Here is a 24,123-nt window from a genome sequence, read left to right on the forward strand (position 1 = left end):
CGAGCTCCTCAGCGCGTCGCGCGCCGCCACACGGCGTAGACGGGCAGCCCGGCGAGCACGATCAGGAAGCCCGGCCAGGTGTACTCTGGCTTGACGACGAGCAGGTCGACGCAGACGGCGAGCGCGAGCACGACGTAGGCGATCGGCAGGAGCGGGCTGCCGCCGGTCCCGTGGCGCGCGCGCAGGCGCAAGAGCCCGACGACCGTGAGCGCGTAGAACAGGAGCGCGGTCGCGATCACGTAGTCGAGCAGCTGCCCGTAGCGTCCCGAAAGCGCGAGCACCGACGCCCACGCGCCCTGCAGCACGAGCGCGCGCGCCGGGACGCCGCGCGCGCTGAGCCGCGCGAGCGACGGAAACAGCAGCCCGTCGGCGGCCATCGCCTGGTAGAGACGCGGTCCGGCGAGCACGAGGCCGTTCACGCAGCCGAAGGTCGAGATCATGATCAGCACCGCCATCACGCCCTCACCGCGCGCACCGAGCACGCGACCCGCGACCGCCGTGCCGACGCGGTCCTCGGTCGCGTACGCGATGCCGCGCTCGAGCGCGCTCGCGCCGTCGGGCGAGCCGTCGAGCGGCAGCACCGCGAGGTAGGCGACGTTGACGAACAGGTAGAGCGTCACGACGAGCGACGTGCCGACCACCAGCGCGCGCGGCAGCGTCGTGCGCGGCTCGCGCACCTCGGCGCCGGTGAAGGTGACGTTGTTCCACGCGTCCGAGGAGAACAGCGCGCCGACCATCGCCGCGCCGAAGCTCGCGGCGAGCGCGCCGGGCGAGACCTCGACCGCGAACGGGGCCGCGAAGTTCGCGGCGAGCACGTCGGAGCGCGTCCCGACGGCGAGCGCCAGCAGCACGATGACGGCGAGTGCGGCGATCTTCGCGACCGTGAAGACGTTCTGGATGCCCTTGCCGGTCGCGAGCCCGCGGCAGTTCGCGATGGTCAGCAGCACGATCACCGCGACCGCGACCAGCGCCTGCGGCGTGAGCGCGCGTCCCGCGACCTCGAGCAGCACGATCTCGGCGCCGAGCGCCGGCACGAGCACGGCGAGGAACTTCGCGAACGCGACCGCGACCGCGGCGATGGTGCCGGTCTGGATGACGAGCAGCAGCGTCCAGCCGTAGAGGAAGCCCGCGAGCGGGCCGAACGCCTCGCGCAGGAAGACGTACTGCCCGCCCGCGTACGGGTACATCGCCGCCAGCTCGGCGTAGCAGCGCGCTCCCATCACGGTCATCGCGCCGGCGACCGCCCACACCGCGAGCAGCCAGCCCGCGGCCCCGACCTGCCACGCGATGTCGGCCGACACGATGAAGATGCCGGAGCCGATCATCGCGCCGGCGACGATCATCGTGGCGTCGAACGGACCGAGCAGGCGGACGTAGTGCCCGCCCTGGTCGTCGCGCCTTTCCTCCACCGCCGGCTCCACGGCGGGCCCTCTTGCCACGCGCGCTGCCGGGATGCGAGCCGGCCTAGCGCGCACCGCTCCGAGCCGCGGCGGACGCTGCGGGGATCGGCGCGAGCGGCACGATCACCTCGGCAGACGGTTCACGACGATCTCGCCACCGCGGACGACGAGGTCGAGGCGCTCGCCCTGGCCGGTGAGGACCGAGACGTCGGCGAGGGGATCGCCGTCCACCAGCAGCAGGTCGGCGTAGGCGCCGGGCGCGACCACCCCGAGCTCGCCGCTCTTGCCGAGGATCTCGGCGTTGACGAGCGTTGCGGAGCGCAGCACGTCGAGCGGCGGCTGCACGTCCGAGCGCAGCAGAAACTCCCTCGACTGGGCGTCGTGGGTCTCGCCGAGCAAGTCGGTGCCGAACCCGATCCTCACCCCGGCGGCGAGCGCGGTCTCGATGGCGGTCTTGCCGGCGTCGACCACCGCGTCGAGCTTGGCCATGCTCGCGGCCGGAAAGTTGAGCTGCCGACCGAGCGCGGCGACCTGGTCGTAGACGACGAGCGTCGGCACGAGGTAGCAGCCGCGCTCGGCCATGAACCGCGCGGCCGCGGCGTCGAGCAGGTTGCCGTGCTCGATCGAGCGCACTCCCGCCCGCACCGCCTGGATGATGGCGTCGGGAACGTAGGCGTGGGCGAACGCGTAGGTGCGCCGGCGCGCGGCCTCCTCCACCGCGACCCGGATCTCCTCCTCGCTGTACTGCACCATGTCGATCGGATCGCTGGGCGTGGCGACGCCGCCGCCGGCCATGATCTTGATCTGGTCGGCGCCGCCCTTCAGCTCCTCGCGCACCGCGCGACGTACGGCGTCGGGGCCGTCGGCGATGTGGGCGAAGCCGGTGGAGCGGATCGAGCACGCGCACAGGTGCGGCTCGGACGCGGGGTTCGGCGGGTTGGTGTCGCCGTGGCCGCCGGTCTGCGACAGCACGCGGCCCGAGCGGAAGACCCGCGGGCCGCGGATGAGACCGAGCTCGAGCGCCTCCTTGATCCCGGCGTCGAGGCCGCCCGCGTCGCGCACGGTGGTGAAGCCGCGCCGCAGCATGCGCTCGAGAATCGCCTTGGCCTCGATGCCGATGCGGGTGCGCGCCCGCCGGCCCATGGCGGCGAGGTCCATCGTGGTGATCGCGGCGTGCACGTGGGCGTCGATGAGCCCGGGCAGGAGCGTGCGGCCGCCGGCGTCCACGCGGGGCACGTCGTCCGGCGCGGCGAGGCGCGCGCCAGGACGCGACACCTCGACGATGCGCTCGCCCTCGACCCGAACGCTGGTCGCGGGACGGAGCTCGCCGCTCTGCAGGTCCAGAAGCTTGGCGTTCTCGACGACGAAGCCACTCACACCACTGCCCCCATCCCTCTCCCGCTGGGCTCGAGCTCGAGCCGCGGCGAACGCGTCAGTCGGCCGCGCCCTGCTTCTCGTCCTTCCCGTCGTCCGCGACCTTCACGAACTTGAGCGTCATGCGGTCGCTCTCGCCGATCGCGAGGTACTTGTCGCGGTCGCGCTCGCCGAGCCGCAGCGTCGGCGGCAGCGTCCACACGCCCTCGGGGTGGTCGCGCGTGTCCTTCGGGTTGGCGTTCACCTCGGACTTGTCGGCGAGCTTGAAGCCGGCCTTCTCGACCTGCTCGATGACGAAGGCCTCGGGCAGGTAGCCCTGCTTGCTGGTCTCGCTCGCGACCGCGCCCGGCGCAGCGCGGTGCTGCTCGACGCCGAGCACGCCGCCCGGCTTCAGCGCGCGGTGGAACTCCGCGAGCCAGGCGTCGAGCGTGCCGTTGTTCACCATGCCGTGCAGGCCGCGCATGACGAGGATCAGGTCGACCTCGCCGTCGAGCGGCAGCTTCGGCGACTTGCCGTCAACCACAATCGGCTCGACCTTGCCGTAGGCTTCCGGCAGGCGCTCGAGGAAGAGCTTGGTGCGCTGGGCGTAGAGCGTCGGACGCTGGTCCTTCGGTCCGTCGGGATCGGGCGTCGTGACGTAGAGCTTGCCGCGACGCGCGAGCGCCGGCGCGAGGATCTCCGTGTACCAGCCCTCGCCGGGGCCGTACTCGAGCACCGTCAAGTCGGGCGCGAAGCCGAAGAGCTCGAGCGTCTCCTGCGGGTGGCGCTGCCCGTCGCGCGCCGCGTTGCCGGGCGCGCGGTGCGGACCTTGGAGCACGGCCGCCACCGCCGAGCGCCCGTCCGGATAGTCCTTCTCCGCGAGCGCCTTGGCGGCGGCGCGGACCTCCGGCGTGAGGCGCGCGCGCTCCGCTGCGTCCTGGCGCGCGAGCTCTGCGAAATCGCGCTCGAGCGCGGCCTGCTGCGCGGCTTGCGCCGACTGCGCGGGAGTCGGCGTCGCGTTCGGCGCCGCATCCGTGCCGGCACGAACGACCGTGGGAACGAGCGCGACGAGAGCGCTTCCGATCAACGAGCGAGCAAAGCGAGTCATCCGCTCTGCCTATCCGCCCGCGGCGCGACGGACAAACGCCCGTGTCCATCACTCGGCCGCGCCGAAAAAACGACGAGGGCCCCGGCGGCTGCCGGGGCCCTCGCGTTCGGACCGACGTGAGCCGGCCCAGTTGATGCTCTGCCTAGCGCTCGGCGATCAGAAGGTCGCCGTGCCGTCGACGAACGCACCGCTCGGCGACTGGCAGTACACGAGCGAGTTGAAGCCCTGCACGAGCGACGCGATGAGCGCGCCCGAGCTGCCCGGGACGCCCGCACACGGCGGCAGGCCCGGCGCCTTGCTGGCGATCTTTTCGACCTTGGCGATGTACTTCGGCAGCACGCCCTTCGACGGGTCGTTCAGGCAGGTGTCGACGCCCGTCGCCTTGCCCTTCGAGAAGTTCGCGGCGCCCTTCGCGTAGCACTTCTCCACCGACGCGGCGAGCTTCGCGCCCTCCTTCGAAGCCTTCTGGACGTTCTTCAGGACTGCGGGATCGGGCGGGATGAACCCACCACCGAACTCCGGCGGCAGCGGACCGGTGACGTACGTCCCGGCCAGCGCGACGGATGCCGACAGCGCAAACGCGACTGCCAGCGTCGTGCTCACGAACCTCTTCAACATGCTCAGGCCCTCCTCAGGGTGGGGTTGGGCCGCGACCCGTCGGGCGCAACGACGTGGGCGATCGTCGACACGTGTAGGACGCCCTGGGGTCGGGGCAGCTGCATCGCGGCCCTTCTACGGAGCTTGTCGAGGCCCAGTCAATGATTTTCGTGGTGGTCGGGCTCAAAGCTGCAACGACTTGATCTCGAGGTACTCCTCGAGGCCGTACTTCCCGAGCTCGCGGCCGCGTCCGGACTGCTTGAAGCCGCCGAACGGCGCGAGCGGGTTGAAGTTGCCGCCGTTGATGTCGACCTGCCCGGTGCGCATGCGGCGCGCGACGCGCTTCGCGCGCTCCGGATCCTTCGACCACACGCCGCCCGCGAGACCGTAGATCGTGTCGTTCGCGATGCGCACCGCGTCATCCTCGTCCTCGTAGGGGATGATCGACAGCACGGGGCCAAAAATCTCTTCCTGCTCGATCGTCATCCCGGGCTTCACGTTGGTGAAGACCGTCGGGCGGACGTAGTAGCCCTTGTCGAGCCCCGGCGGCGGCTCCGCACCGCCGGTCGCGAGCGTCGCGCCCTCCTCGATGCCCTTCTTGATGTAGTTGCGCACGCGCTCGCGCTGCTGCGCCGAGATGAGCGGACCGAGCTTGGTGTCGTCGCTGAACGGATCGCCGACGGTGTAGGACTCCGCCGCCTTGACCGCGATCCGCGTCGCCTCCTCGAGGCGGTTCTTCGGCACCAGCATGCGGGTGTGCGCCGAGCAGGTCTGGCCGGAGTTCATGTAGCAGGCGCTCACGCCCTGGGTGACCGCCTTCTCGAAGTCGGCGTCGTCGAGGATGATGTTCGCCGACTTGCCGCCGAGCTCGAGCGCGACGCGCTTGACGGTCTGCGCGGCGAGCTCGGAGACGCGCTTGCCGGCGCGCGTCGAGCCGGTGAACGACACCATGTCGACGTCGGGGTGCTTGGCGATCGCCTCACCGACCACCGGGCCCGTGCCCGACACCAGGTTGAAGACGCCCTTCGGCAGCCCGACCGAGTCGACGATCTCGGCGAGGATGAAGGCGTTGAGCGGCGCGATCTCGCTCGGCTTGACCACCACCGTGCAGCCCGCGGCGATCGCCGGCGCGACCTTCGCGACGATCTGGTGCAGCGGGTAGTTCCATGGCGTGATGCAGCCGACCACGCCGACCGGCTCCTTCACCACCAGCGACGAGCCGATCTGCTCCTCGAAGACGTAGTTCTTGAGGATGTCGGCGTAGCTGCCCATCACCGTGCCCGGCAGGCCGACCTGGATCATGCTCGACAGCTTGAGCGGCATGCCGACCTCGGTCGCGATGACCTCGGCGATCTCCTGCATGCGGCCGAAGATCCCGGCCTGCAGCTTCTGCAGGTACTCGACACGCTTGTCGACCGGCGTCTGCGACCAGCCCTCGAACGCCGCGCGCGCCGCCTTCACGGCGCGGTCGACGTCCTCGGGCGTGCCGTCCGGAATCGAGCCGCAGACCTCCTCGGTCGAGGCGCAGATGACCTCGATCTTTCCTTTGCCCGTCGACGGCACCCAGGCGCCGTCGATGTAGATCTTGTCGTAATCGCGTCTTTCCATTTCCCTCGCTCCGCGCTGTTGACGATCGACGAGCGCGCCGGGACCGGCGCGCGGTGTGATCTTCTATGTCTTCGCCGCCAGAGGGCGGCAGTCAACCGGGCGGTCGCGGAGCGTGGCGCGGCGCGGCTTTTTCGCGTCCGCGCGAGCGCACATCTGCGGATGCCGCGTGAGCCACGTCGCTTCGACTTCGCACGCGTCACGACCTAAGGGGAGCGCGATGCTGCGCAACCGCGACGGGAAGGCGCGCCCTGCGCGCGTCGTGCTCGCGCGCCGCGCCGCGCTGCTGGTGCTCGCAGCTCGTGCCGCTCGCCGCGCGCTCGCGACGCGCGCCGCGCGGATCGTCGTCGCGGCGCTCGCGTGCGTCGTCGCGACGGCCGCTCCGGCTCGTGCGCGCGAGCTCACCGTGTCTGCAGCGGCCTCGCTCACCGCCGCGTTCGCGGAGATCGGCCACGCGTTCGAGAAGAGCTCACCCGGCATGACCGTGCGCACGAACTTCGCCGGCTCCTCGACGCTCGTCCGCCAGATCCTCGAGGGCGCGCCGGTCGACGTCTTCGCCTCGGCCGACGAGGCGAACATGCAGAAGCTCGTCGACGCGGACGCCGTCGAGGGCAGGCCCGAGACCTTCGCGCGCAACCGCCTCACGATCCTCGTCCAGCGCGGCAACCCGAAGGGGATCGCGGGCGTCGCCGACCTCGCGCGGCCGGACGTCGTCGTGGCGCTGTGCGCTCCGGAGGTGCCGGCCGGACGCTACGCGCGCGAGATCTTCGCCAGGGCGGGCGTCGCGCTCCCCGCGACCAGCCAGGAGCTCGACGTGCGAGCGGTCGTCACGCGCGTCGCGCTCGGCGAGGCCGACGCCGGGATCGTCTATGCGACCGACGCGCGCGCGGCGGGCGAGACGGTCGCCGAGGTCGCGATTCCGGATGCGCAGAACGTGATCGCTCGCTATCCGGTCGCCGTGCTGCGGGACGCGAAGCATCCGGACGAAGGGCGGGCCTTCGTCCGCTTCCTGCTGGGCGAGCAGGCGCAGGGCATCTTGGCGCGGCACGGGTTCCTGCCGCCGTGAGCGCGCCACACGGCGCCTCGGCGCCCCGGCGCACGAGCGTCGCGCCGTGGCCGGTCGTCGCGGGCGCGTCGCTCGCACTCTCGCTCTTCGTCCTGCCGCTCGCCGGGCTCGTCGTCCGCGCGCCGTGGCGCTCGGCCCTCGACGCGCTCGCGGCTCCCGCGGCGCTCGAGGCGCTGCGGCTGTCGCTCGGCTGCTCGCTCGCGGCGACCGCGCTGTCGATCGTCCTCGGGCTGCCGCTCGCATGGCTGCTCGCGCGCGTCGAGTTCCCGGCGCGCGGCCTCGTGCGCGGGCTCGTCACGCTGCCGGTCGTGCTGCCGCCGGTGGTCGGCGGCGTCGCGCTGCTGCTCGCCTTCGGCCGGCGCGGCATCGTCGGACGCTGGCTCGAGGCCGCGTTCGGCGTCACCCTGCCCTTCACGGCCGCCGGCGCCGTCCTCGCCGAGATCTTCGTCGCCATGCCGTTTTTCATCTTGACGATCGAGGGCGGGCTGCGCGGTCTCGACGCGCGCCTCGAGGACGCCGCGCGGACGCTCGGCGCGCGGCCGTGGACGGTGTTCCGGCGCGTGACGCTGCCGCTGCTGCGTCCGTCGCTGATCGCGGGCGCCGTGCTGTGCTGGGCGCGCGCGCTCGGCGAGTTCGGCGCGACGATCACCTTTGCCGGCAACTTCCCCGGCCGCACGCAGACGCTGCCGCTCGCGGTCTACACCGCGCTCGAGACCGATCCCGACGCGGGCATCCTGCTGAGCCTCGTGCTGCTCGTCGTGTCGCTCGCGGTCCTGGTCGGGCTGCGGCGGCGCTGGCTCGGAGCGCCGTGAGCCTCGACGCGCGCGTCGTCGTCGACCTCGGCGGCTTCCGGCTCGACGTCGGGCTCGAGGTCGCGCCGGGCGAGGTGGTCGCGGTGCTCGGCCCGAACGGCGCCGGCAAGACGACGCTGCTGCGCGCGATCGCCGGGCTCACGCCGCTCGCCGCCGGTCGCATCGTGCTGGATGGCACCGTACTCGACGATCCCGAGCAGGGCGTGCTCGTGCCGCCGGAGGAGCGTCCGCTCGGCGTCGTGTTCCAGGACTACCTGCTGTTCCCGCACCTGAGCGCGCTCGACAACGTCGCCTTCGGCCTGCGCTGCCGCGGCTGGTCGCGGCGCCACGCGCGCCGCGAGGCGCGCGCCTGGCTCGAGCGCGTCGGGCTCGCGGCGCAGGCGAGCCTCCTTCCGGAACGGCTCTCGGGCGGACAGCAGCAGCGCGTCGCGCTGGTGCGCGCGCTCGCCGTGCAGCCGCGCGTCCTGCTGCTCGACGAGCCGCTCTCGGCGCTCGACGTCGCGACCCGCGGCGAGCTGCGCCGCGAGCTGCGCGCGCTGCTCGGCTCGTTCGCCGGCGTCAAGCTCATCGTGACGCACGACCCACTGGAAGCGCGCGCGCTCGCCGATCGTCTGGTGATCCTCGAGGAGGGTCGCATCGTGCAGCAGGGCACGCCCGACGACGTGACCGCGCGGCCGCGCTCCGCCTGGGTGTCGCGGCTCGCGGGCGTGAACCTGCTGCGCGGCACGGCGGCGGGCGACATCGTGCGCCTCGCCGACGGCGGCACGCTCGCGGTCCCCGATGCCGGCAGCGGCGAGGTGTTCGTCGTCATCCAGCCGAACGCGGTCGCGCTGCACCGTAGGCGTCCCGAGGGCACGCCGCGCAACGTCTGGCCGGCGCAGGTCGAGTCGATCGAGGAGCACGACGGACGCGTGCGCGTGCGCGTCGGCGGCGTGCGCCCGCTGGTCGCCGAGGTGACGCCGCAGGCGGTCGCCGAGCTGCGGCTCGAGGACAGGGGCGAGGTGTGGGTGAGCGTCAAGGCGACGGAGATCACGGCGTACCCGGTGTGACGCACGTCGCGCGCGCGATGCGCGTACCGCGCGCGTTCGTGCCGTACCTCGTGCTAGTCACGCCCGCCATGAACGGATTCTCGAGCCTCCCGAGCCTGGAGCGCCGCCGCGCGCACGCCCGTCGCCGACGTACCGCTGGCAGCGAAAGACGGCCTGGCGCGCGCTGGCGCCTCGCCTGCGTCGCGAGCTGCGCGCTGCTCGCTTTCGTTGCGACGAGCTGCTCGGATGCGCCGTCGATGACGAGCGGACCCGCAGCGGATCTCGCGCAAGAGCTCACCGGCGGCAACGGTCCCTTCCTCGGCGAGGGCGTGCCGCCGCGGCTCGCCGACGCGGGCTACGTTCAGCACGAGTACGTCGCAGCCGGGACGGCGACGTCGTACCGCGCGCTCGGCGAGCTCGGCCGCGACGGTCGCTGGACCTTCGAGCCCGACCTCGAGGCGCCGTACCGCACGCGCGTCCTCGTGCGCCGCCCGGCGAATCCCGCCGACTTCAGCGGCACCGTCCTCGTCGAGTGGCTCAACGTCAGCGGCGGCGTCGACGCGAATCCCGACTACGCGAGCCTCGAGGAGGAGATCCTGCGCCGTGGGCACGCGTGGGTCGGGGTCTCGGCGCAGCTCATCGGCGTCGAGGGCGGTCCGGTGCTGGTGGTCGCACCCGGCGCCGAAGGGCTCGCCGGGCAAGGTCTCAAAGGGATCGACCCGGCACGCTACGGCTCGCTGTCGCACCCGGGCGACGGCTTCTCGTTCGACATCTACACGCAGGTGGCGCGCGCGCTGCGCGCCGGTGCGGGGCTCGGCGGCGCGCGACCGGACCTCGTCCTCGCGGTCGGCGAGTCGCAGTCCGCGATCGCGCTCGTCACCTATTTCAACGGCGTGCAGCCGCTGGCGCGCGCCTTCGACGGCTTCTTCGTGCACAGCCGCGGCTCGGCGGCGCTGCCGCTCGTCGGCCCGGGCGAGTACGCGGATCTGGTCGGCGCCTTCGGCGGCCCGCAGCCGATCCTGCGCACCGACGTCGACACGCCGGTGCTCGAGCTGCAGGCGGAGGGCGACGTCGTCGGCGTGCTGAGCTCGCTCGCCGTGCGCCAGCCCGACGGCCCGACGTTCCGTCTGTGGGAGGTCGCGGGCACCGCGCACGCCGACCGCCACCTGCTCGGCCCGCTCGCCGACGCCGCGCCCTGCGGCACGGAGATCAACGACGGACCGCTGCACGTCGTCGCCAAGGCCGCGTTCCGTGCGCTCGAGACCTGGGCACGCGGCGGCGCCGCGCCCGCCGAGGCGCCGCGTCTCGAGGTCGTGCAGGGCGACCCGCCGCAGATCGCGCGCGACGCCGACGGCATCGCGCTCGGTGGTCTGCGCACGCCGCCGGTCGACGTGCCGGTCGACGTCCTCTCCGGCGCGCCGGGGCCGTCGCCGAGCCTGTTCTGCCTGCTCCTCGGCTCGACCGTGCCGCTTCCCGCGGAGCGCCTCGCCGAGCTCTACCCGTCGCGCGCGATCTACGAGCAGCGCTACGCCGCCGCGACCGACGCCGCGATCGCCGCCGGCTTGGTGCTCGAGGAGGACCGCGCGACGCTGCTCGCGTACTCCGATCCGTCGCGCATCCCCGAGTAAAGCCGCCGCCGGCGCGTTACGATCCACGAGGGTGACACTCGAGTCGTACATCCTGCACGGTGGCGCGCCGGGCGCTGCGCGCCTCGAGGTGCTGGCGCGCGCCTACTGGCCGACGACGCGCGCGCTCCTCGAGCGCGTCGGCGTGCGTCCGGGGATGCGCGTCCTCGACCTGGGCTGCGGGCGCGGCGACGTCACCGTCGAGCTCGCGCGGCTCGTCGCCCCGGGCGGCGCGGCGGTCGGCATCGACGCCGACGGCGCCGTGCTCGAGCACGCGCGCGCCCTCGCCCGCGAGCGCGGCGTCGAGCCGGTCTTCGAGCAGCGCGACGCGCTCGAGGACTCGGGGCATCGCGACCTCGACCTCGTCTACGCGCGCTTTCTTCTGAGCCACGTGCGCTCGCCCGAGGCCGCGGTGGCGCGCATGCGGCGCGCGCTGCGTCCGGGCGGGCTCGTCGTGGTCGAGGACGTCGACTTCCCGGGGCACTTCTGCCACCCGCCGTGCGCCGCGTTCGCGCGCTACGTCGAGCTGTACATGGCCGCCGCGCGCCTGCGCGGCGCGGACGCGACCATCGGCCCGCGCCTGCCGGCGCTGTTGCTCGACGCCGGGCTCGAGGTGCGCGGCGTCGACGTCGTGCAGCCGGCCTTCGTCGACGGCGACGGCAAGCTCGTCGCGCAGCTCACGATGGCGGCGATCCGCGACGCGGTGGTGACGGCCGGGCTTGCGAGCGCCGCCGAGGTCGAGGCGCTGATCGCGGAGCTCGACGCGTACCGCACGACGCCGGGCACGGTCGAGACGCTGGCGCGCGTCGTGCGCGCCTGGGTCGTTCTGCCCGCCTGAGCCGCGCGCGAAGCTTCGTCAGGGCGTCGCTGCGGCGATCGTGCTCGCGGTGTCGAACAGCTCCGTGAACTCGACGATGTAGCCGTCCTCGAAGCGGAAGAAGTCCGCCTTCAGCGACCGCGCGACCTTGCCGGTGTGCCGGTTGCGCCACGCGCAGTGTCCGAGCATCGCGACGCGGTCGCCCTCGCAGATCAGCTCCTCGACCTCGTACTCGAGCATCTCCCAGTCGCGCACGAGGAGCCGGAAGTAGCGCTCCGCGTCGGCGCGCGACATGCCGCCACGTGCGAACTCGACGTTCGGCAGGTCACCACCCATCGAGCGGAAGCGGATCGTGTCGCCGAGCATCGCGAGCCAGGGCTCGAAGTTGCGTCCCTTGCTGAGGGCCCACAGTCGGTACATCTCGCGCAGGTGTTCGACGTGCTTCGGCGTGACCATGTTGGCCTCCGGGGTTTGGCTGACTTGACGACGCGGCGCGGGCCGACGCAAGCGACTTTCGCGCGGCTCGTCCGACGAGCGGAAAAAATTCGACCGGACCTTCCCTGCCGACGAGAGCGACGCTGGCGTCCGGTGAGAGCGCGCGCTAGGCACGAGCCGTCCTTGGGGGAGTAGTCGATCGCGGCCGTGCCGCGAGCCCGACGTCAAGACACTTGATCGGCAGATCATGGCGTCGGGAGCCCACGGTTCGACGAGACCCATGGCGCGAACGAGCCGAACCCGGGCGGGACGGCCGTGCGCGTCGTGGTGCTCGCTCCCGCCCGCAAGGATCCGTTCGTGCAGTTCGTCGTCTCGACGTCGCTCGTCGCCCTGGCCGAGGTCGGCGACAAGACGCAGGTCGCGACCGTCATGCTGGCCGCGCGCTACGACGCGCTCGCGACCGTCGTCCTCGCGACCACGCTCGGCATGCTGATCGCGAACGCGCCGGTCGTGCGGCTCGGCGGCGCGCTGTCCTCGCGGCTGCCGCTGCGCGGCATTCGCATCGCCGCGGCGGCGCTGTTCGCCATCCTCGGCCTCGCGGTCCTCGTCGGGAAGTGATTGCAGCCCGAGGCGCGAGGCCGATAGGGTTTCCGCCTCAGGGGGTCACGCCATGGCAGGACGTCTCGAGAACAAGGTGGCGGTGGTGACGGGCGGCGGCAACGGCATCGGACGCGCGACCGTGCTGCGCTTCCTCGCCGAGGGCGCGCGCGTCGTCGTCGCCGATCTGAACGAGGAGACCGGTCAGGAGACGCTCGAGCTCGCCCGCCGCGCGGGCGCCGGCGATCGCGTGCGCTTCGTGCGCACCGACGTCGCGCGCGAAGCGGACGTCGAGGGCGCGGTCCGCGTCGCGACGCAGGACTTCGGCGGCATCGACGTGATGTTCAACAACGCGGGCGTCGCCGGCGCGTTCGGCCCGATCACGCACCTCGACGCCGACGACTGGGACTACACCTTCGCCGTGCTCGTGAAGGGCGTGTTCCTCGGCATGAAGCACGCGGCGCGCGCGATGAAGGCGCAGGGCACGGGCGGCGTGATCCTCAGCACGGCGTCGATCGCCGGGCTGTCGGGCGGCGACGGGCCGCAGGCGTACTCGGCCGCGAAGGCGGCGGTGATCAACTTGACGCGCGCGGTGGCGGTCGAGCTCGCGCCCGCGCGCATCCGCGTCAACGCGATCTGCCCGGGCGGCATCCTGACGCCGCTCATCCACCGCGGCAATCCGGACGCGATGCGTCCGCTGCTCGAGAAGTTCCAGCCGTGGCCCGACGCGGGCGAGCCCGAGAACGTCGCCGCGGCGGCGCTCTTCCTCGCGAGCGACGAGGCCGCGTTCATCACCGGCGAGGCGCTGGTGGTCGACGGCGGCGCGACCGCGCGCGGCGCCAACGCGATCGCGGGCCTCGGCGGCGGCTTCGGGCAGCTGGCGGCGGGCGTCGATCGCGGCACGACGGGTCAGGAGGGGGTGCTGCGCTCGGTCGAGTGACGCCGCGCGGCGCGGGCGCGTCGCTTCGCCGGAGCTCGCAGGCGTTTTATTGAGCTTGACTCGAGAAGGAGGGCGCGTCCTCAGCGCGGCCGGACCTGCGTGCCGATCCCGGCGGTGATGAACACCCCGCTCGCCGTGCCCTCGACGTCGGCGGTGTGCCACACGCCCGGCGGATTGATCGCGTACTCGCCGGGCTCGAGCCGCGTGCGCACCTCGCGCCCATCGATCTCCTGGATCAGCGTGAACGCGCCCGACGTGCACAGCACGACCTCGCTGCCCTGCGGGTGCATCTCCCAGGAATCCCACGGCGCCGAGAAGGTGAACATCGAGACGAGGCGTCCCTCGACGCCGTCCGACGCGTGCCGCGGCGAGTAGTCCGCGTACCAGCCGATGCCGGTGAACTCGGGCTCGCTGACCGCCGTTGCGCCGAGCCCGAGGTGGATGGGATTTCGCGCGAGCTGCATGGCCATGACCGAGCCCTCCCGGGCGCGAGCCTAGCAGGGTTTGCGGATCAGCGGCGAGAGGCCACGGCGACGTGCGCGCGCGTCACGTCGGCGGGCGAGCGGCAGCCGCAGAGCGCCAGCGCCTCGTCGATCTCCTCCGTCAAGCATGAAAGAAAGTCGACGACGCCCTTTTCCCCGCCGACCGTCAGCGCCCACAGCACGGGACGTCCGATGAGCACGATGCGCGCGCCGAGCGCGAGCGCCTTCAGCACGTCGGCGCCCGAGCGCACGCCGCCGTCGACCCACACCTCGATCGCGTCGCCGACCGCGTCCGCGACCTCGGGCAGCGCGTCGAGCGTCGCGACGACGCCGTCGAGCTGGCGTCCGCCGTGGTTCGACACCACGACGGCGGACGCCCCGTGCTGCGCCGCGAGGCGGGCGTCCTCCGCGGTGAGGATGCCCTTCAGCACGATCGGCACGTCGGTCAGCGAGCGGAACCACTCGAGGTCGCGCCACGACAGCGACGGGTCGGAGAGCATCCAGAAGTGCTCGGCGAGCTGCGAGCCGGCGGTGACCTTCGGCGCTTCCGGCACGCCGAGCCCCTCGAGGTTCCCGAGGCGCACGCCGTCGGGCAGCGTGAAGACGTTCTCGACGTCGCGCCGGCGCGTGCCGAGGCGCGGCGCGTCGACGGTGACGACCAGCGCCTGCGCGCCCGCGGCGACCGCACGCTGCACGAGCGCGCGCGTCGCGCCGCGATCGCGCCAGACGTAGAGCTGGAACCAGAGCGGCGCGCTCGCCGCAGCACCCACCTCCTCGACGCTGGTGGTCGCCATCGTCGAGAGGATCATCGGCACGCCGATGCGGCCCGCGGCGCGCACGGTCGCGATCTCGCCGTCGGGGTGCGCGAGCCGCTGGTAGGCCATCGGCGCGATCGCGAACGGCGCCGGCAGCTCGCGTCCGAGCACGGTGGTGGCGAGCGAGCGCGCGCTCACGTCGACCAGGAAGCGCGGCCGCAGACGCAGACGCTCGAACGCGGCGCGGTTGTCGCGCAGCGTGATCTCGTCGCCGGCGCCGCCCGCGTAGTACTCGTAGACCATGCGCGGCAGGAGGCGCTCGGCCTCCGCCTCGAGACGATCGCAGCGCGACGGCGGCGTCGGTCGCATGACGCTTCTCGCGCCGCCCTAGAAGGTCACCACGCTGCGGATCGACTCGCCCTCGTGCATCAGGTCGAAGGCGCGGTTGATCTCCTCGATCGGCATCACGTGGGTGATCAGGCTGTCGATGTCGATCTTGCCCTCCATGTACCAGTCGACGATCTTCGGCACGTCGGTGCGGCCGCGCGCGCCGCCGAACGCGCTGCCCTTCCAGACGCGCCCGGTGACGAGCTGGAAGGGACGCGTCGAGATCTCCTGCCCCGCGCCCGCGACGCCGATGATGATGCTCGTGCCCCAGCCCTTGTGGCAGCACTCGAGCGCCTGACGCATCACGTTCACGTTGCCGATGCACTCGAAGCTGAAGTCGGCGCCGCCCTTGGTGAGATTCACGAGGTACGGCACGAGGTCGCCCTCGACCTCGTTCGGGTTCACGAAGTGCGTCATGCCGAACTTCTCGGCGAGCACACGCTTTTTGGGATTGATGTCGACGCCGACGATCATGTTGGCGCCGGCCATGCGCGCGCCCTGAATGACGTTGAGCCCGATGCCGCCGAGCCCGAACACGACGACGTTGTCGCCGGGACGCACCTTCGCGGTGTTGATCACCGCGCCGATGCCGGTCGTGACGCCGCAGCCGATGTAGCAGACCTTGTCGAACGGAGCGTCCTTGCGGATCTTCGCGACCGCGATCTCCGGCAGCACCGTGAAGTTCGAGAAGGTCGACGTGCCCATGTAGTGCAGCACCGTCTCGCCGTTCAGCGAGAAGCGGCTCGTGCCGTCCGGCATGACGCCGCGTCCCTGCGTCTCGCGGATCGCCTGGCAGAGGTTGGTCTTCTGCGAGAGGCAGTACTCGCACTGCCGGCACTCGGGCGTGTAGAGCGGGATCACGTGGTCGCCCGGCGCGACGCTGGTGACGCCCGGACCGACCTCGCGCACGATGCCCGCGCCCTCGTGGCCGAGGATCGCGGGGAACAATCCTTCGGGATCGGCGCCCGACAGCGTGAAGGCGTCGGTGTGGCACACGCCGCTCGCCTTGATCTCGACCAGCACCTCGCCCGCGCGCGGCGGCGCGACGTCGACGGTCTCGATCGTGAGCGGCTGTCCCGCCCGGTGCGCGACTGCGGCTTTGCTCTTCACGGCTTTCCTCCTGCTCGGATGTCGTCGCCCTTCGAAGCGCAGAGCCGCGACGCGCGCAAGGGGCCGGCCGCGCTAAGGCGTCTTGTCGCGGAACTGACCGGCGTCGTTCTTCTGCGCCGGCGCCGCGTAGGTCGCCCCGAAGCAGGCGCCGGCGTCGTTCACGAGCTGCACCGTCACCGCCGGATCCTGACCGAGCGGCAGCGACGGCGGTGCGAGCGTCGCGCCCTTCGCGGTCAGCACGACGCTCGACTTGCCGGCCGGCCCCGAGCGCAGGACGAGGCTGTCGACGCCGTCCGGCGTGCGGTCGCGGTCGACATACTTGACGCCGACCGTGCCGACCGCCTTCCAGCACGGCTTGCCGCGGCAGAGCCCGCCGCCGGGGATCTCGATCGGCGGCCGCGCGAGGCTCGTCACCCCGGCGCTCGTCTCGTAGACGCAGAGCGCGTACGAGGTCGCGCCGCCGAGCGGATCGTCGAGCGCGGCGCGCGGCACCTCGTCGCCGCGCGTCCAGCGCCACACCAGGCGGTCGCGCGCGTCGTTCGCGTGGTCCTGCAGGACGAGCGAGGTGCGCGCGGCCGCGAAGCACGCAGGCGCCGGCTGCTCGAGGCCGGCGCACGCGCCCGCCGCGCACGCGTCGGCGTTGGTGCACGGGTTGCCGTCGTCGCACGGGCTGCCGGCGGGCTCGTAGGCGCACGAGGGATCGCAGCAGTCGCCCGCGGCCAGGTTGCCGTCGTCGCACTGCTCGCCCGCGGTGACGATGCCGTTGCCGCACGCGGTGAAGGTGCAGTTCGAGTCGCAGCCGTCGCCGTCGACGAGCCCGCCGTCGTCGCACTCCTCGCCCGGATCGACCACGCCGTCGCCGCACGTGATCTCGTCGGCGCCGGCGTCGACGCGCGGACCCGAGAGCCGCGGCGCGCCGTCGAGGTCGGTCTCGCCGGGCGCGACGACGGTCGCCGGATCGCCGGCGTTGACGGCCGGCGACGTCGGCGCGAGGTGCACGTCGCCCGCGCCGGGTGCGGCGAGCAGCGGATCCGCGAACAGCGAGCTCGCGTCCTGCCCGGTCGCCGCGCGGTAGGCGGCGAAGCCGACGTGCTCGGCGCCGTTCCAGACGAAGCGCGCGGCGGACGCCCCACCCGGCGCCCACCACACGTTGTGGTCGAGCAGGTTGCCGACGTTGCCGCCGTAGGACGCGAGCAGCAGGTTCGCCGCCGTCGACACGAAGACGTTGTTCCGGATGACGTTGTCCTCGGCGTACTGGATCCAGAGCTCGCCGAAGCCGGCGCCGCGCGTGTCGTTCTCGAAGGTCGTGTTGTTGCGGATCTCGCTCTCGCGCACGCGTCCGACGCTCGCCGCGTAGCCGCCGATCACGATGCCCGCCTTCTCGTTGCGCAGGATCACGTTGCTGCGCACGACGATGCCGCTCGTGACCTGACCTCGGTTCTCGGCGCCGACCTCGATGCCCATGTCGGACTCGGTGACGACGTTGTTCTCGATCACGATGTCGCGCGCGCCGTCGACGTAGATGCCGGCCGCAAACCCGCCGCCGTAGGACGAGCGGGCGCGCTCGACGCGGTTGCCGCGGCAGACGCCGTTGCGCGGCACCTTGCTCGGATCGGGCTGGATGCTGGTCTCGCCGCCGATGAAGTCGATGCCGATGTTGTTGACGTCGCGCACGACGTTGTTCGTCACCGCGAAGCCGTCGACGTTGCCGTTCAGCACCAGCGCCTCGCTCGTCGCCGGCTCGCAGTCGTGGATCACGTTGCCGTCAATCACCAGGTTCGAGATCGGGGTCGCCTCGGTCGCGTACACCGTGATGCCCATCGCGTGCTTGCCGCGGATGTCGTGGATCACGTTGTCGCGGATCTCGATGTGCGAGCCCGAGCCCAGCACCCGGATCCCGGAGCCGTCGTTGACCTTCAGGTTGTTGCGGATCTCGAAGCCCTGGATGCGCACCCAGCTCCGGTCCTCGATCAGCACCATGTTCTTGCCGGCGACGCCGGCGCCGTCGAGCACGGGCCGCTCGCCCGGGTGCGCCTCGAGGCTGATGAAGCCGTCGGTCGCGTTGCCGCTGCGCGGGAAGACGATCTTCTCGAAGTACGGCGTCGCCTTCTCGCGCACGCGCACCGTGTCGCCGGGCTGCGCCGCGTCGAGCGCCGCCTGGATCGTCGTGAAATCGCCGCCCGACTCGGCGACGGTGAGGATCGCGGCGCCGCTGCGCGTCGCGAAGAGCACGGAGAGCGCAACCGCTGCGAGGAGCCGGCGGGCAACGCGGTACGGCGTCATGCGGCGCGCTTAGCACGGCCGCTCGTCTTCGAGCGAGCGCTCGATCGCCGACTTGCGTCTTGACCAGCGCGAGCCCTCCGTCGAACCTGGCGCAATGCTTCGACCGGCACCTCTCCCACGCCTGCTCCTCGTCACCCTGGCGCTGCTCGCCGTCGTGCTCGGTGGTCCGGCGCGCGCGACCGCCACCACCGCGACGATCGGCGTCGACGGCAACATCCACGTCGACGGCGAGCCCTTCTTCCCGATCGGCATCTACCACGTGTCGTGGATCGGCAATCGGCAGGGCGGAAAGGCGGTGCCGGACCTGCACCTCGCGGCCGACGCGGGCTTCAACCTCTTCCACACGACGATCGACGCGCGCGACGACACGCAGGGTCTGCTCGACGCCGCCGCGGCGCGCGGGGTGTACGTGATCGGCGAGGTGCCGTGGCCGGCGAACGGCCCGGCGGCGTTCGTCGACAAGTGGAAAAATCACCCCGCGATCATCGGCTGGCTGATCGCCGACGACTTCAACCTCCCGTACGCCGGACCGTCGTACAACTACCCGCCCGAGGAGATCGCGGCGCGCAACGACACGCTGCACGCGCTCGCGCCGCAGCACCTGAGCTACGCGAGCGGCGGCTCGTTCCCGGGATACCGCATCGCCGAGTTCGCCGGGACGATGGACGTGATGGGCTTCCAGAGCTACCCGCTCGGCGCGCAGAACGCGCCCGACGAGTACGCGCTGCAGGAGAACATCGACAGCTTCGACTGGGTGCGCGACCAGCTCGCCGGCACCGGTCAGACCTTCGTCGCGAACCCGCAGGCGTACCGCTGGAACGGCAGCCGCTACCCGACGCCGCGCGAGGCGCGCAACATGCTCTACGGAGCGCTGCTGCGCGGCGCGAAGGGCGTGCTCTGGTACACGATGTGGGAGGGCTCGAGCCGCTACCTGCCGAAGAGCGCGCCGGCGCTGTGGGCCGACCTCGCGAACACCAACCGCGAGCTGAAGAGCTTGACGCCCTTCCTGCTGCACGGCACGCGCACCGAGCTCGCGACCGGCCACGCGCGCGTCCACGCCGCGTCGTGGCAGCTCGGCCAGCAGCTCGTGGTCGCGGTGCTGAGCACCGAGCGCAACGCGTCGCACGCGGTCGCGCTCGACCTTCCGCCAGGCGCCGTCGGCCCCGCGCTCCGTCCGTTCCCGGACCGCGCGGAAGGCGGCATGAGCGTCGTCGCGGGCCAGCTCTCCGGCACGATCGGCCCCGAGGAGGTGCACGTCTACCTGCTCGACCTGCCCGTCCCGGGGAACGTCTCGCCGACCGCGGCGTTCGACGTCACGACGCCGACGGTCGCCATGGATGAGCCGGCGACGCTCGATGGAACCACATCGAGCGACGCCGACGGCAGCATCGTCGCCTGGGAGTGGGACCTCGGCGACGGCACCCTCGCGAGCGGCAGCAGCGTGGTGCACACCTGGACGAAGCCTGGCACCTATTTCGTGCGCTTGACGGTGCGCGACGACGCCGGTGCGACCGGCACGATCATCGAGCCCGTGACCGTGGGCGTGACGTCGCTCTGCGCGCCGGCGCCGCTCGCCGGCTGCCGCGACGGCCGCACGTCGTTCGTGCTGCGCGAGCCGGGCGCCGCCGCGCGCCGCTCGCTGACCTTCACCTGGAGCCGCGGCACGACGACGCTCGCCGACCTCGGCGACCCGACGGCGACCACCGAGTACGCGCTCTGCGTGTACGACGGAAGCGGCCTCGCGCTCGCGACCGGCGCGCGCCCGGGCGCCAAGTGGAGCCGCGTCGGCACGACGGGCTACCGCTACAAGGACGCGGGCGCCTACCCGGGCGGCATCCACTCGGCGCGCGTCACGTCGGGCAAGAACCCGCGCCTGGTCGTGAAGGGCAAGGGCGTGCACCTGCCCGCGGCGACGCTGCCGCTCACGCTCCCGGTGACGGCGCAGCTCGTCGCGAGCGACGGCGCCTGCTGGCAGGGCGTCTACCAGGCCGGCAAGACGACGAAGAGCACCGGCGTGCTGTTCCGCGGCCGCTCGGGCTGATGCGGGGGCGCGACGACGAGGCGGCGGCGCGACGCTGCTACGTGTCGCCGCACTGCGCCGAGTCGCGACGCTGCTGCGCGTCTCAGCGTCGCTGCGTGTCGCGCTACTGCGTGTAGCCGAGCGCCTCGAGGCGCTCGCGCGTCTCGTCCGAGATCTCGACCTTCTGCGGCGAGAGCGCGGGACGCGCCGCGAGCGCGCGCCGGTGCTCGTCGAGCGTGCGCTCGAGCTCGGCGACGAGCTGCGGCTGCGCGCGCGACACGTCGTGCTTCTCGCCGGGGTCGTGCGCGAGGTCGTAGGCCTGCGTGAGGCCGGCGCTCGGGTCGCGGATGAGCTTCGCGGTCGCGGTGCGCACCGAGCGCATCTCCGGCTTCCACTTGACGCCGCCCGCGAAGGTCGCCGCCGCAGCGTCGCCCTTGCCGCCTTCGAGCAGCGGCGACAGATCGCGCCCCTGCATCGCGGACGGAGCCGCGGCGCTCGCCTTCGCGAGCAGCGTCGGCATGACGTCGATCAGGCTGACGACCTCCTCGACACGCCGTCCGCCGCCCGCGCCGCGCGGCAGGCGGACGACGAGCGGCACGCGGATCTGCTCGTCGTAGAGCGCGTGCCCGTGGTCCCAGTTGCCGTGCTCGAGCAGCTCCTCGCCGTGGTCGGACGTCAAGACGAAGATCGACTGATCGAGCGCACCGGACGCCCGTAGCTCGTCGACGAACGGGCCGAGCTCGCGGTCGAGCTCGTGCACGCCGGCGAGATAGCGCGCGTGCCAGGTGCGGAGATCGTCGCCGCCCGGTTCGCTGACCCAGGGGACGCGCGTGAGGTACGGCCGCAGGAGCGCCTTCTCCGCCGCGGTGAGCGTGCGCGAGGCGGGCAAGCCCGGGCTCTCGCGCACCGCTTCGTAGTCGGCGTCGGGGGCATCGTACGGCCCGTGCACGTCCATGAAGTGCAGGTAGAGGAAGAACGGCCGCTCGGGGTCGCGCTTCTCGAGCCAGCGCCGCGCGCGGCGCAGGATCACCGCGGCGCCGGGCGCCTGGCCGAGGACGGGCTCCGCGTCGAACACGTCGAAGCCCTGCGCGAAGCCGTGCTCGGGGAGGAGCCACGGGTTCGCGACGAAGGCCGCGGTCGCGTAGCCCGCGTCGCGCAGCGCTTCGGCGAGCGTCACCGCGTCGGCCGGCAGCGCGTCGGTGCCCTCGTGGCCGGCGCCGCCGTAGAGCCCGCGATGGGTGACGACCCGGTGCGTGTCGGGCTGCAGCGAGGTGAACAGCGACGCGATCGACGGCTTGGTCCACGGCGCCTGCGCGAACGCGCGCTCGAAGACGATCGACTCGCGCGCGAGCGCGTCGATGTGCGGCGACACCGGGCCCTCGAAGCCGTAGGCGCCGAGCGCATCGGCGCGCAGCGTGTCGACCGTCACGAGCACGATGGACGGCCGCCGCTCGGGCTCCGTGCCGCGCCAGGCGAGCGCCGCCGCCGCGACCGCGAGCGCGATCGCCACGACGGCGACGACGAGGCGCGCGACGCCGAGGCGCGTGCCAGCGCCGTGGCGGGAATCGTTCGATCGTGCGGACATCGAGCCGAGACGGAGCGCGGCGCCGCAGGACGAGGCGCGCGGCGGAGCGCGACCATAGCACGGCTCGCGCTGCCGGCGTCAGCCCGGATCAGTTGGCGCGAGTCGCGCGAGCGTCGCCGAGCATCTCCCGCGCAGGCGCGCCCGCAGGCGCGTCCGCAGGACGCAGCACCAGCAGCTCCACGCTGCCGTACGCGCTGCGCTCGGCGACCGCGCCGCCGAGCGACTGCGCGACCGCCTCGGCGCGCTCCGTGGGCACGACCAGGTAGTCGATCGCCTGCTCCGCGAGGAGCGCGCGCAGCTCGTCGGCGCGCGCGGGATCGCTGGTCCAGGCCTGGTAGCGCTCGGTGCGCTGGGTCACGTCCGGCGACAGGAACCAGTGCCCGACCCAGACGTGGTGCGGCGTGAACGCCGGCAGGATGTTGCCGAGCCGCGGCGGCACGAGCGCGTTGCCGGCGGGACGACGCTGCAGATCGAGCACCACGTCGCCGTAGTCCGCGGGGAAGGTGTTGTGGCGCGCGACGTCGCCGATCGCGCGCCAGGTCACCGCGAACGGCGCCGCGAACAGCACGAAGGCGAGCGCCGCTGCGCCCGCGAGGCGCGCCGGCCCGACCAGGCGCGCGGGCTCCCACAGCCGCGCCAGCGCCGGCGCGGCGAAGACGCACAGCGGCAGATGAACGTAAAGAAGAAAATGATAGCCGTTCACGAGCGGCGAGCTGTGCAGCCACACGACCGACGCGAGCCACGCCGTGAGCGCGAAGCGGTACGGGTGTCGCTCCTCGACCCAGATGCGGGCGCCCAGGATCGCCAGCACCAGCGTCGCGCCGAAGGTGAACGGGTAGAAGAAGATCGACATGTCCTCGGGGCCGAAGAAGTTGTCCGACGCGAGCCGGTAGACCGGATCCCGCGACTGCCACCAGGACAAGAGCGCGACGCAGGCGAGCGCCGGCGCGAGCGCGAGCCAGATGCGCGCGTGCCGTCGCACGTCGAAGCCCGCACCGAGCAGGAGCTCGACGACCGGCAGCGACAGCGCGACGCCCGCCACCACCACCGCCGAGTACGGATGCGTCGCCGCGAGCAGGACGATGGCGCCGAAGATGGCGACGTCGTCGCGCACGCGCCGCGGCCCGCGCGGGTCGAGGATCGGCCCGAGCGCGACCAGGAGCAGCGTCAGGCCCGCGATCCACAGCGGGTTGAACATCCCCTCGAACGTGCTCCAGCCGAACACGTCCTGGGTCGACATCGAGAACTCCCAGGCGACGCCCGGCGGCGCGAAGCGCAGCAGCGGCTCGACCAGCCAGTCCACGCCGCCCGCGAGCCCGACCAGCACGCAGCACAGGACGCGCACGCGGCGCTCGGGAAAGATCGGCCGCAGGAAGCTCCACAGCACGGCGAAGAACACGAAGATCAGCGGCACGCGCGACAGCTCGAGGACCTGCGACGGCGCGAGCCCCGTCGCGCGGCAGACGACGCCGAGCAGCCAGTGCAGCAAGAGCACGAAGCGCGGCGTCTGCGGCTCGGTGGTGAACTGGTTCACCAGCAGGAACGAGCCGTCCTCCGCGACCTGCCGGATGAACGACAGGTAGGCGAGCGTGTCCTTCGGCATGTAGCCGAGCTGCAGGACCGCGCCGCCCGGCGGCGGCTCGAAGCGCAGCGACGCCTCGTAGGGCAGGATGCGCAGCAGCGCGACCAGCGCCGGCAGCAGCCAGTACGCGGCCGGCGGACGGTCGCGCACCGCCCTCTCCGCCTCGGGGTCGTCGTCTAGCGCTGCCACGCAAACCTCATCGGCTGTGCCAGGCGATTCCTTGACCGCGCGCGTCGCGCCGCGCCCGCTGGCGCCCAGGCGAGCGCGCGACGCACCCGGCAACCGCGCGCGCCGTGCGGCGCTTGCCAGCGTCGCGCGCTTGGTGTTCGCAGCAGGGCTCGATGCGCCGCCGCCTCGCCCCCGCGTTCGTCCTCGTCCTCCTGTCGACGCTGCTGACGCTGCCGACGCTCGCGCGCACCGCCGACGGCGGCGCGCTGCCGCCCGAGACCGCGCGCGCGATCGACGCCGTCCTCGCCTGCGAGCGCGCGGACGGCGGCTGGACCTACGTCTGCGATCCGCCGACCGGGCCGCACGGC

The 24,123-nt window shown here is 72.7% G+C and carries 21 protein-coding genes; 9 read left to right on the forward strand and 12 right to left on the reverse strand.

Translation table 11 applies throughout. The features are described from left to right. Positions 1 to 8: 8 nt before the first annotated feature. The 5 genes from VIS07_12425 to VIS07_12445 all read right to left on the reverse strand — a co-directional run bounded on the left by VIS07_12425 (position 9) and on the right by VIS07_12445 (position 6,066). Positions 9 to 1,409, reverse strand: coding sequence for an amino acid permease (locus VIS07_12425; protein ID HEY8516313.1), 1,401 nt, complete (start codon positions 1,407 to 1,409; stop codon positions 9 to 11). Positions 1,410 to 1,523: 114 nt separating this feature from the next. Further along, entirely contained in the window at positions 1,524 to 2,777 is a 1,254-nt protein-coding gene (locus tag VIS07_12430; GenBank protein HEY8516314.1) for an amidohydrolase family protein, read from the reverse strand. Positions 2,778 to 2,832: 55 nt separating this feature from the next. After that, positions 2,833 to 3,840, reverse strand: coding sequence for a methyltransferase domain-containing protein (locus VIS07_12435; GenBank protein ID HEY8516315.1), 1,008 nt, complete (start codon positions 3,838 to 3,840; stop codon positions 2,833 to 2,835). 177 nt (positions 3,841 to 4,017) lie between these two features. Further along, a complete protein-coding gene (locus tag VIS07_12440) occupies positions 4,018 to 4,479 on the reverse strand; it encodes a hypothetical protein (protein HEY8516316.1) in 462 nt (153 codons plus the stop codon). 162 nt (positions 4,480 to 4,641) lie between these two features. Continuing rightward, positions 4,642 to 6,066, reverse strand: coding sequence for an aldehyde dehydrogenase family protein (locus VIS07_12445; GenBank protein HEY8516317.1), 1,425 nt, complete (start codon positions 6,064 to 6,066; stop codon positions 4,642 to 4,644). Positions 6,067 to 6,283: 217 nt separating this feature from the next. Between VIS07_12445 and modA the strand changes: the two genes are divergently transcribed. The 5 genes from modA (at position 6,284) to VIS07_12470 (ending at position 11,432) form a co-directional block, all read left to right on the forward strand. Further along, complete coding sequence (gene modA, locus VIS07_12450; GenBank protein ID HEY8516318.1) at positions 6,284 to 7,129, forward strand: molybdate ABC transporter substrate-binding protein; 846 nt, start codon at positions 6,284 to 6,286, stop codon at positions 7,127 to 7,129. Continuing rightward, positions 7,126 to 7,941, forward strand: coding sequence for an ABC transporter permease (locus tag VIS07_12455; protein HEY8516319.1), 816 nt, complete (start codon positions 7,126 to 7,128; stop codon positions 7,939 to 7,941). The genes modA and VIS07_12455 overlap by 4 nt, the downstream gene beginning before the upstream one ends. Further along, positions 7,938 to 8,990: an ATP-binding cassette domain-containing protein gene (locus VIS07_12460; GenBank protein HEY8516320.1), complete on the forward strand. Its 1,053-nt coding sequence runs from the start codon at positions 7,938 to 7,940 to the stop codon at positions 8,988 to 8,990. Before VIS07_12455 ends, VIS07_12460 begins: the two co-directional genes overlap by 4 nt. A 236-nt stretch (positions 8,991 to 9,226) precedes the next feature. Further along, complete coding sequence (locus tag VIS07_12465; GenBank protein HEY8516321.1) at positions 9,227 to 10,597, forward strand: alpha/beta hydrolase domain-containing protein; 1,371 nt, start codon at positions 9,227 to 9,229, stop codon at positions 10,595 to 10,597. Positions 10,598 to 10,628: 31 nt separating this feature from the next. Continuing rightward, the gene (locus tag VIS07_12470; GenBank protein HEY8516322.1) at positions 10,629 to 11,432 is read left to right on the forward strand and encodes a methyltransferase domain-containing protein; all 804 of its coding nucleotides are present in this window, start codon (positions 10,629 to 10,631) and stop codon (positions 11,430 to 11,432) included. Positions 11,433 to 11,450: 18 nt separating this feature from the next. On the opposite strand, the gene VIS07_12475 is transcribed toward VIS07_12470, so the two are convergent. Beyond that, positions 11,451 to 11,867, reverse strand: coding sequence for a nuclear transport factor 2 family protein (locus VIS07_12475; GenBank protein HEY8516323.1), 417 nt, complete (start codon positions 11,865 to 11,867; stop codon positions 11,451 to 11,453). A 303-nt stretch (positions 11,868 to 12,170) separates the two neighbouring features. On the opposite strand from VIS07_12475, the gene VIS07_12480 reads away from it, so the two are divergent. Both VIS07_12480 and VIS07_12485 read left to right on the forward strand, forming a co-directional pair. Beyond that, positions 12,171 to 12,464: a TMEM165/GDT1 family protein gene (locus tag VIS07_12480; GenBank protein HEY8516324.1), complete on the forward strand. Its 294-nt coding sequence runs from the start codon at positions 12,171 to 12,173 to the stop codon at positions 12,462 to 12,464. A 52-nt stretch (positions 12,465 to 12,516) separates the two neighbouring features. Then, complete coding sequence (locus VIS07_12485) at positions 12,517 to 13,383, forward strand: SDR family oxidoreductase (GenBank protein ID HEY8516325.1); 867 nt, start codon at positions 12,517 to 12,519, stop codon at positions 13,381 to 13,383. Between the two features lie 80 nt (positions 13,384 to 13,463). Here VIS07_12485 and VIS07_12490 read toward each other — a convergent pair whose 3' ends face one another. The 4 genes from VIS07_12490 to VIS07_12505 all read right to left on the reverse strand — a co-directional run bounded on the left by VIS07_12490 (position 13,464) and on the right by VIS07_12505 (position 18,400). Further along, positions 13,464 to 13,853, reverse strand: a complete 390-nt coding sequence (locus VIS07_12490) for a cupin domain-containing protein (GenBank protein HEY8516326.1) — start codon at positions 13,851 to 13,853, stop codon at positions 13,464 to 13,466. A 41-nt stretch (positions 13,854 to 13,894) separates the two neighbouring features. After that, complete coding sequence (locus VIS07_12495) at positions 13,895 to 14,989, reverse strand: alpha-hydroxy acid oxidase (protein ID HEY8516327.1); 1,095 nt, start codon at positions 14,987 to 14,989, stop codon at positions 13,895 to 13,897. An 18-nt stretch (positions 14,990 to 15,007) separates the two neighbouring features. After that, positions 15,008 to 16,117 carry an S-(hydroxymethyl)glutathione dehydrogenase/class III alcohol dehydrogenase gene (locus tag VIS07_12500; GenBank protein HEY8516328.1) on the reverse strand — a complete coding sequence of 370 codons (1,110 nt, stop codon included), beginning with the start codon at positions 16,115 to 16,117 and terminating at the stop codon, positions 15,008 to 15,010. A 72-nt stretch (positions 16,118 to 16,189) separates the two neighbouring features. Beyond that, on the reverse strand, positions 16,190 to 18,400 hold the full coding sequence (locus VIS07_12505) for a right-handed parallel beta-helix repeat-containing protein (GenBank protein HEY8516329.1): 2,211 nt from the start codon (positions 18,398 to 18,400) through the stop codon (positions 16,190 to 16,192). A gap of 94 nt (positions 18,401 to 18,494) precedes the next feature. Here VIS07_12505 and VIS07_12510 point away from each other — a divergent pair, with 94 nt between their 5' ends. After that, on the forward strand, positions 18,495 to 20,441 hold the full coding sequence (locus VIS07_12510; GenBank protein ID HEY8516330.1) for a PKD domain-containing protein: 1,947 nt from the start codon (positions 18,495 to 18,497) through the stop codon (positions 20,439 to 20,441). Between the two features lie 103 nt (positions 20,442 to 20,544). On the opposite strand, the gene VIS07_12515 is transcribed toward VIS07_12510, so the two are convergent. Continuing rightward, complete coding sequence (locus VIS07_12515) at positions 20,545 to 22,005, reverse strand: sulfatase (GenBank protein HEY8516331.1); 1,461 nt, start codon at positions 22,003 to 22,005, stop codon at positions 20,545 to 20,547. Between the two features lie 88 nt (positions 22,006 to 22,093). Continuing rightward, the gene (locus tag VIS07_12520) at positions 22,094 to 23,776 is read right to left on the reverse strand and encodes a hypothetical protein (GenBank protein ID HEY8516332.1); all 1,683 of its coding nucleotides are present in this window, start codon (positions 23,774 to 23,776) and stop codon (positions 22,094 to 22,096) included. Between the two features lie 152 nt (positions 23,777 to 23,928). On the opposite strand from VIS07_12520, the gene VIS07_12525 reads away from it, so the two are divergent. Next, on the forward strand, positions 23,929 to 24,123 hold a 195-nt coding region (locus VIS07_12525), incomplete at its 3' end, for a hypothetical protein (GenBank protein ID HEY8516333.1).

Source organism: Candidatus Binatia bacterium (assembly GCA_036563615.1).
Lineage (GTDB): Bacteria > Desulfobacterota > Binatia > UBA12015 > UBA12015 > DATCMB01.

Excerpts from the sequence above, each read along its gene's own strand:
- VIS07_12440 (HEY8516316.1), bottom strand. The coding sequence starts at position 4,479 with ATGTTGAAGAGGTTCGTGAGCACGACGCTGGCAGTCGCGTTTGCGCTG.
- VIS07_12445 (HEY8516317.1), bottom strand. The coding sequence starts at position 6,066 with ATGGAAAGACGCGATTACGACAAGATCTACATCGACGGCGCCTGGGTG.
- modA (HEY8516318.1), top strand. The coding sequence starts at position 6,284 with ATGCTGCGCAACCGCGACGGGAAGGCGCGCCCTGCGCGCGTCGTGCTC.
- VIS07_12465 (HEY8516321.1), top strand. The coding sequence starts at position 9,227 with ATGACGAGCGGACCCGCAGCGGATCTCGCGCAAGAGCTCACCGGCGGC.
- VIS07_12475 (HEY8516323.1), bottom strand. The coding sequence starts at position 11,867 with ATGGTCACGCCGAAGCACGTCGAACACCTGCGCGAGATGTACCGACTG.
- VIS07_12485 (HEY8516325.1), top strand. The coding sequence starts at position 12,517 with ATGGCAGGACGTCTCGAGAACAAGGTGGCGGTGGTGACGGGCGGCGGC.
- VIS07_12490 (HEY8516326.1), bottom strand. The coding sequence starts at position 13,853 with ATGGCCATGCAGCTCGCGCGAAATCCCATCCACCTCGGGCTCGGCGCA.
- VIS07_12495 (HEY8516327.1), bottom strand. The coding sequence starts at position 14,989 with ATGCGACCGACGCCGCCGTCGCGCTGCGATCGTCTCGAGGCGGAGGCC.
- VIS07_12505 (HEY8516329.1), bottom strand. The coding sequence starts at position 18,400 with ATGACGCCGTACCGCGTTGCCCGCCGGCTCCTCGCAGCGGTTGCGCTC.
- VIS07_12510 (HEY8516330.1), top strand. The coding sequence starts at position 18,495 with ATGCTTCGACCGGCACCTCTCCCACGCCTGCTCCTCGTCACCCTGGCG.
- VIS07_12515 (HEY8516331.1), bottom strand. The coding sequence starts at position 22,005 with ATGTCCGCACGATCGAACGATTCCCGCCACGGCGCTGGCACGCGCCTC.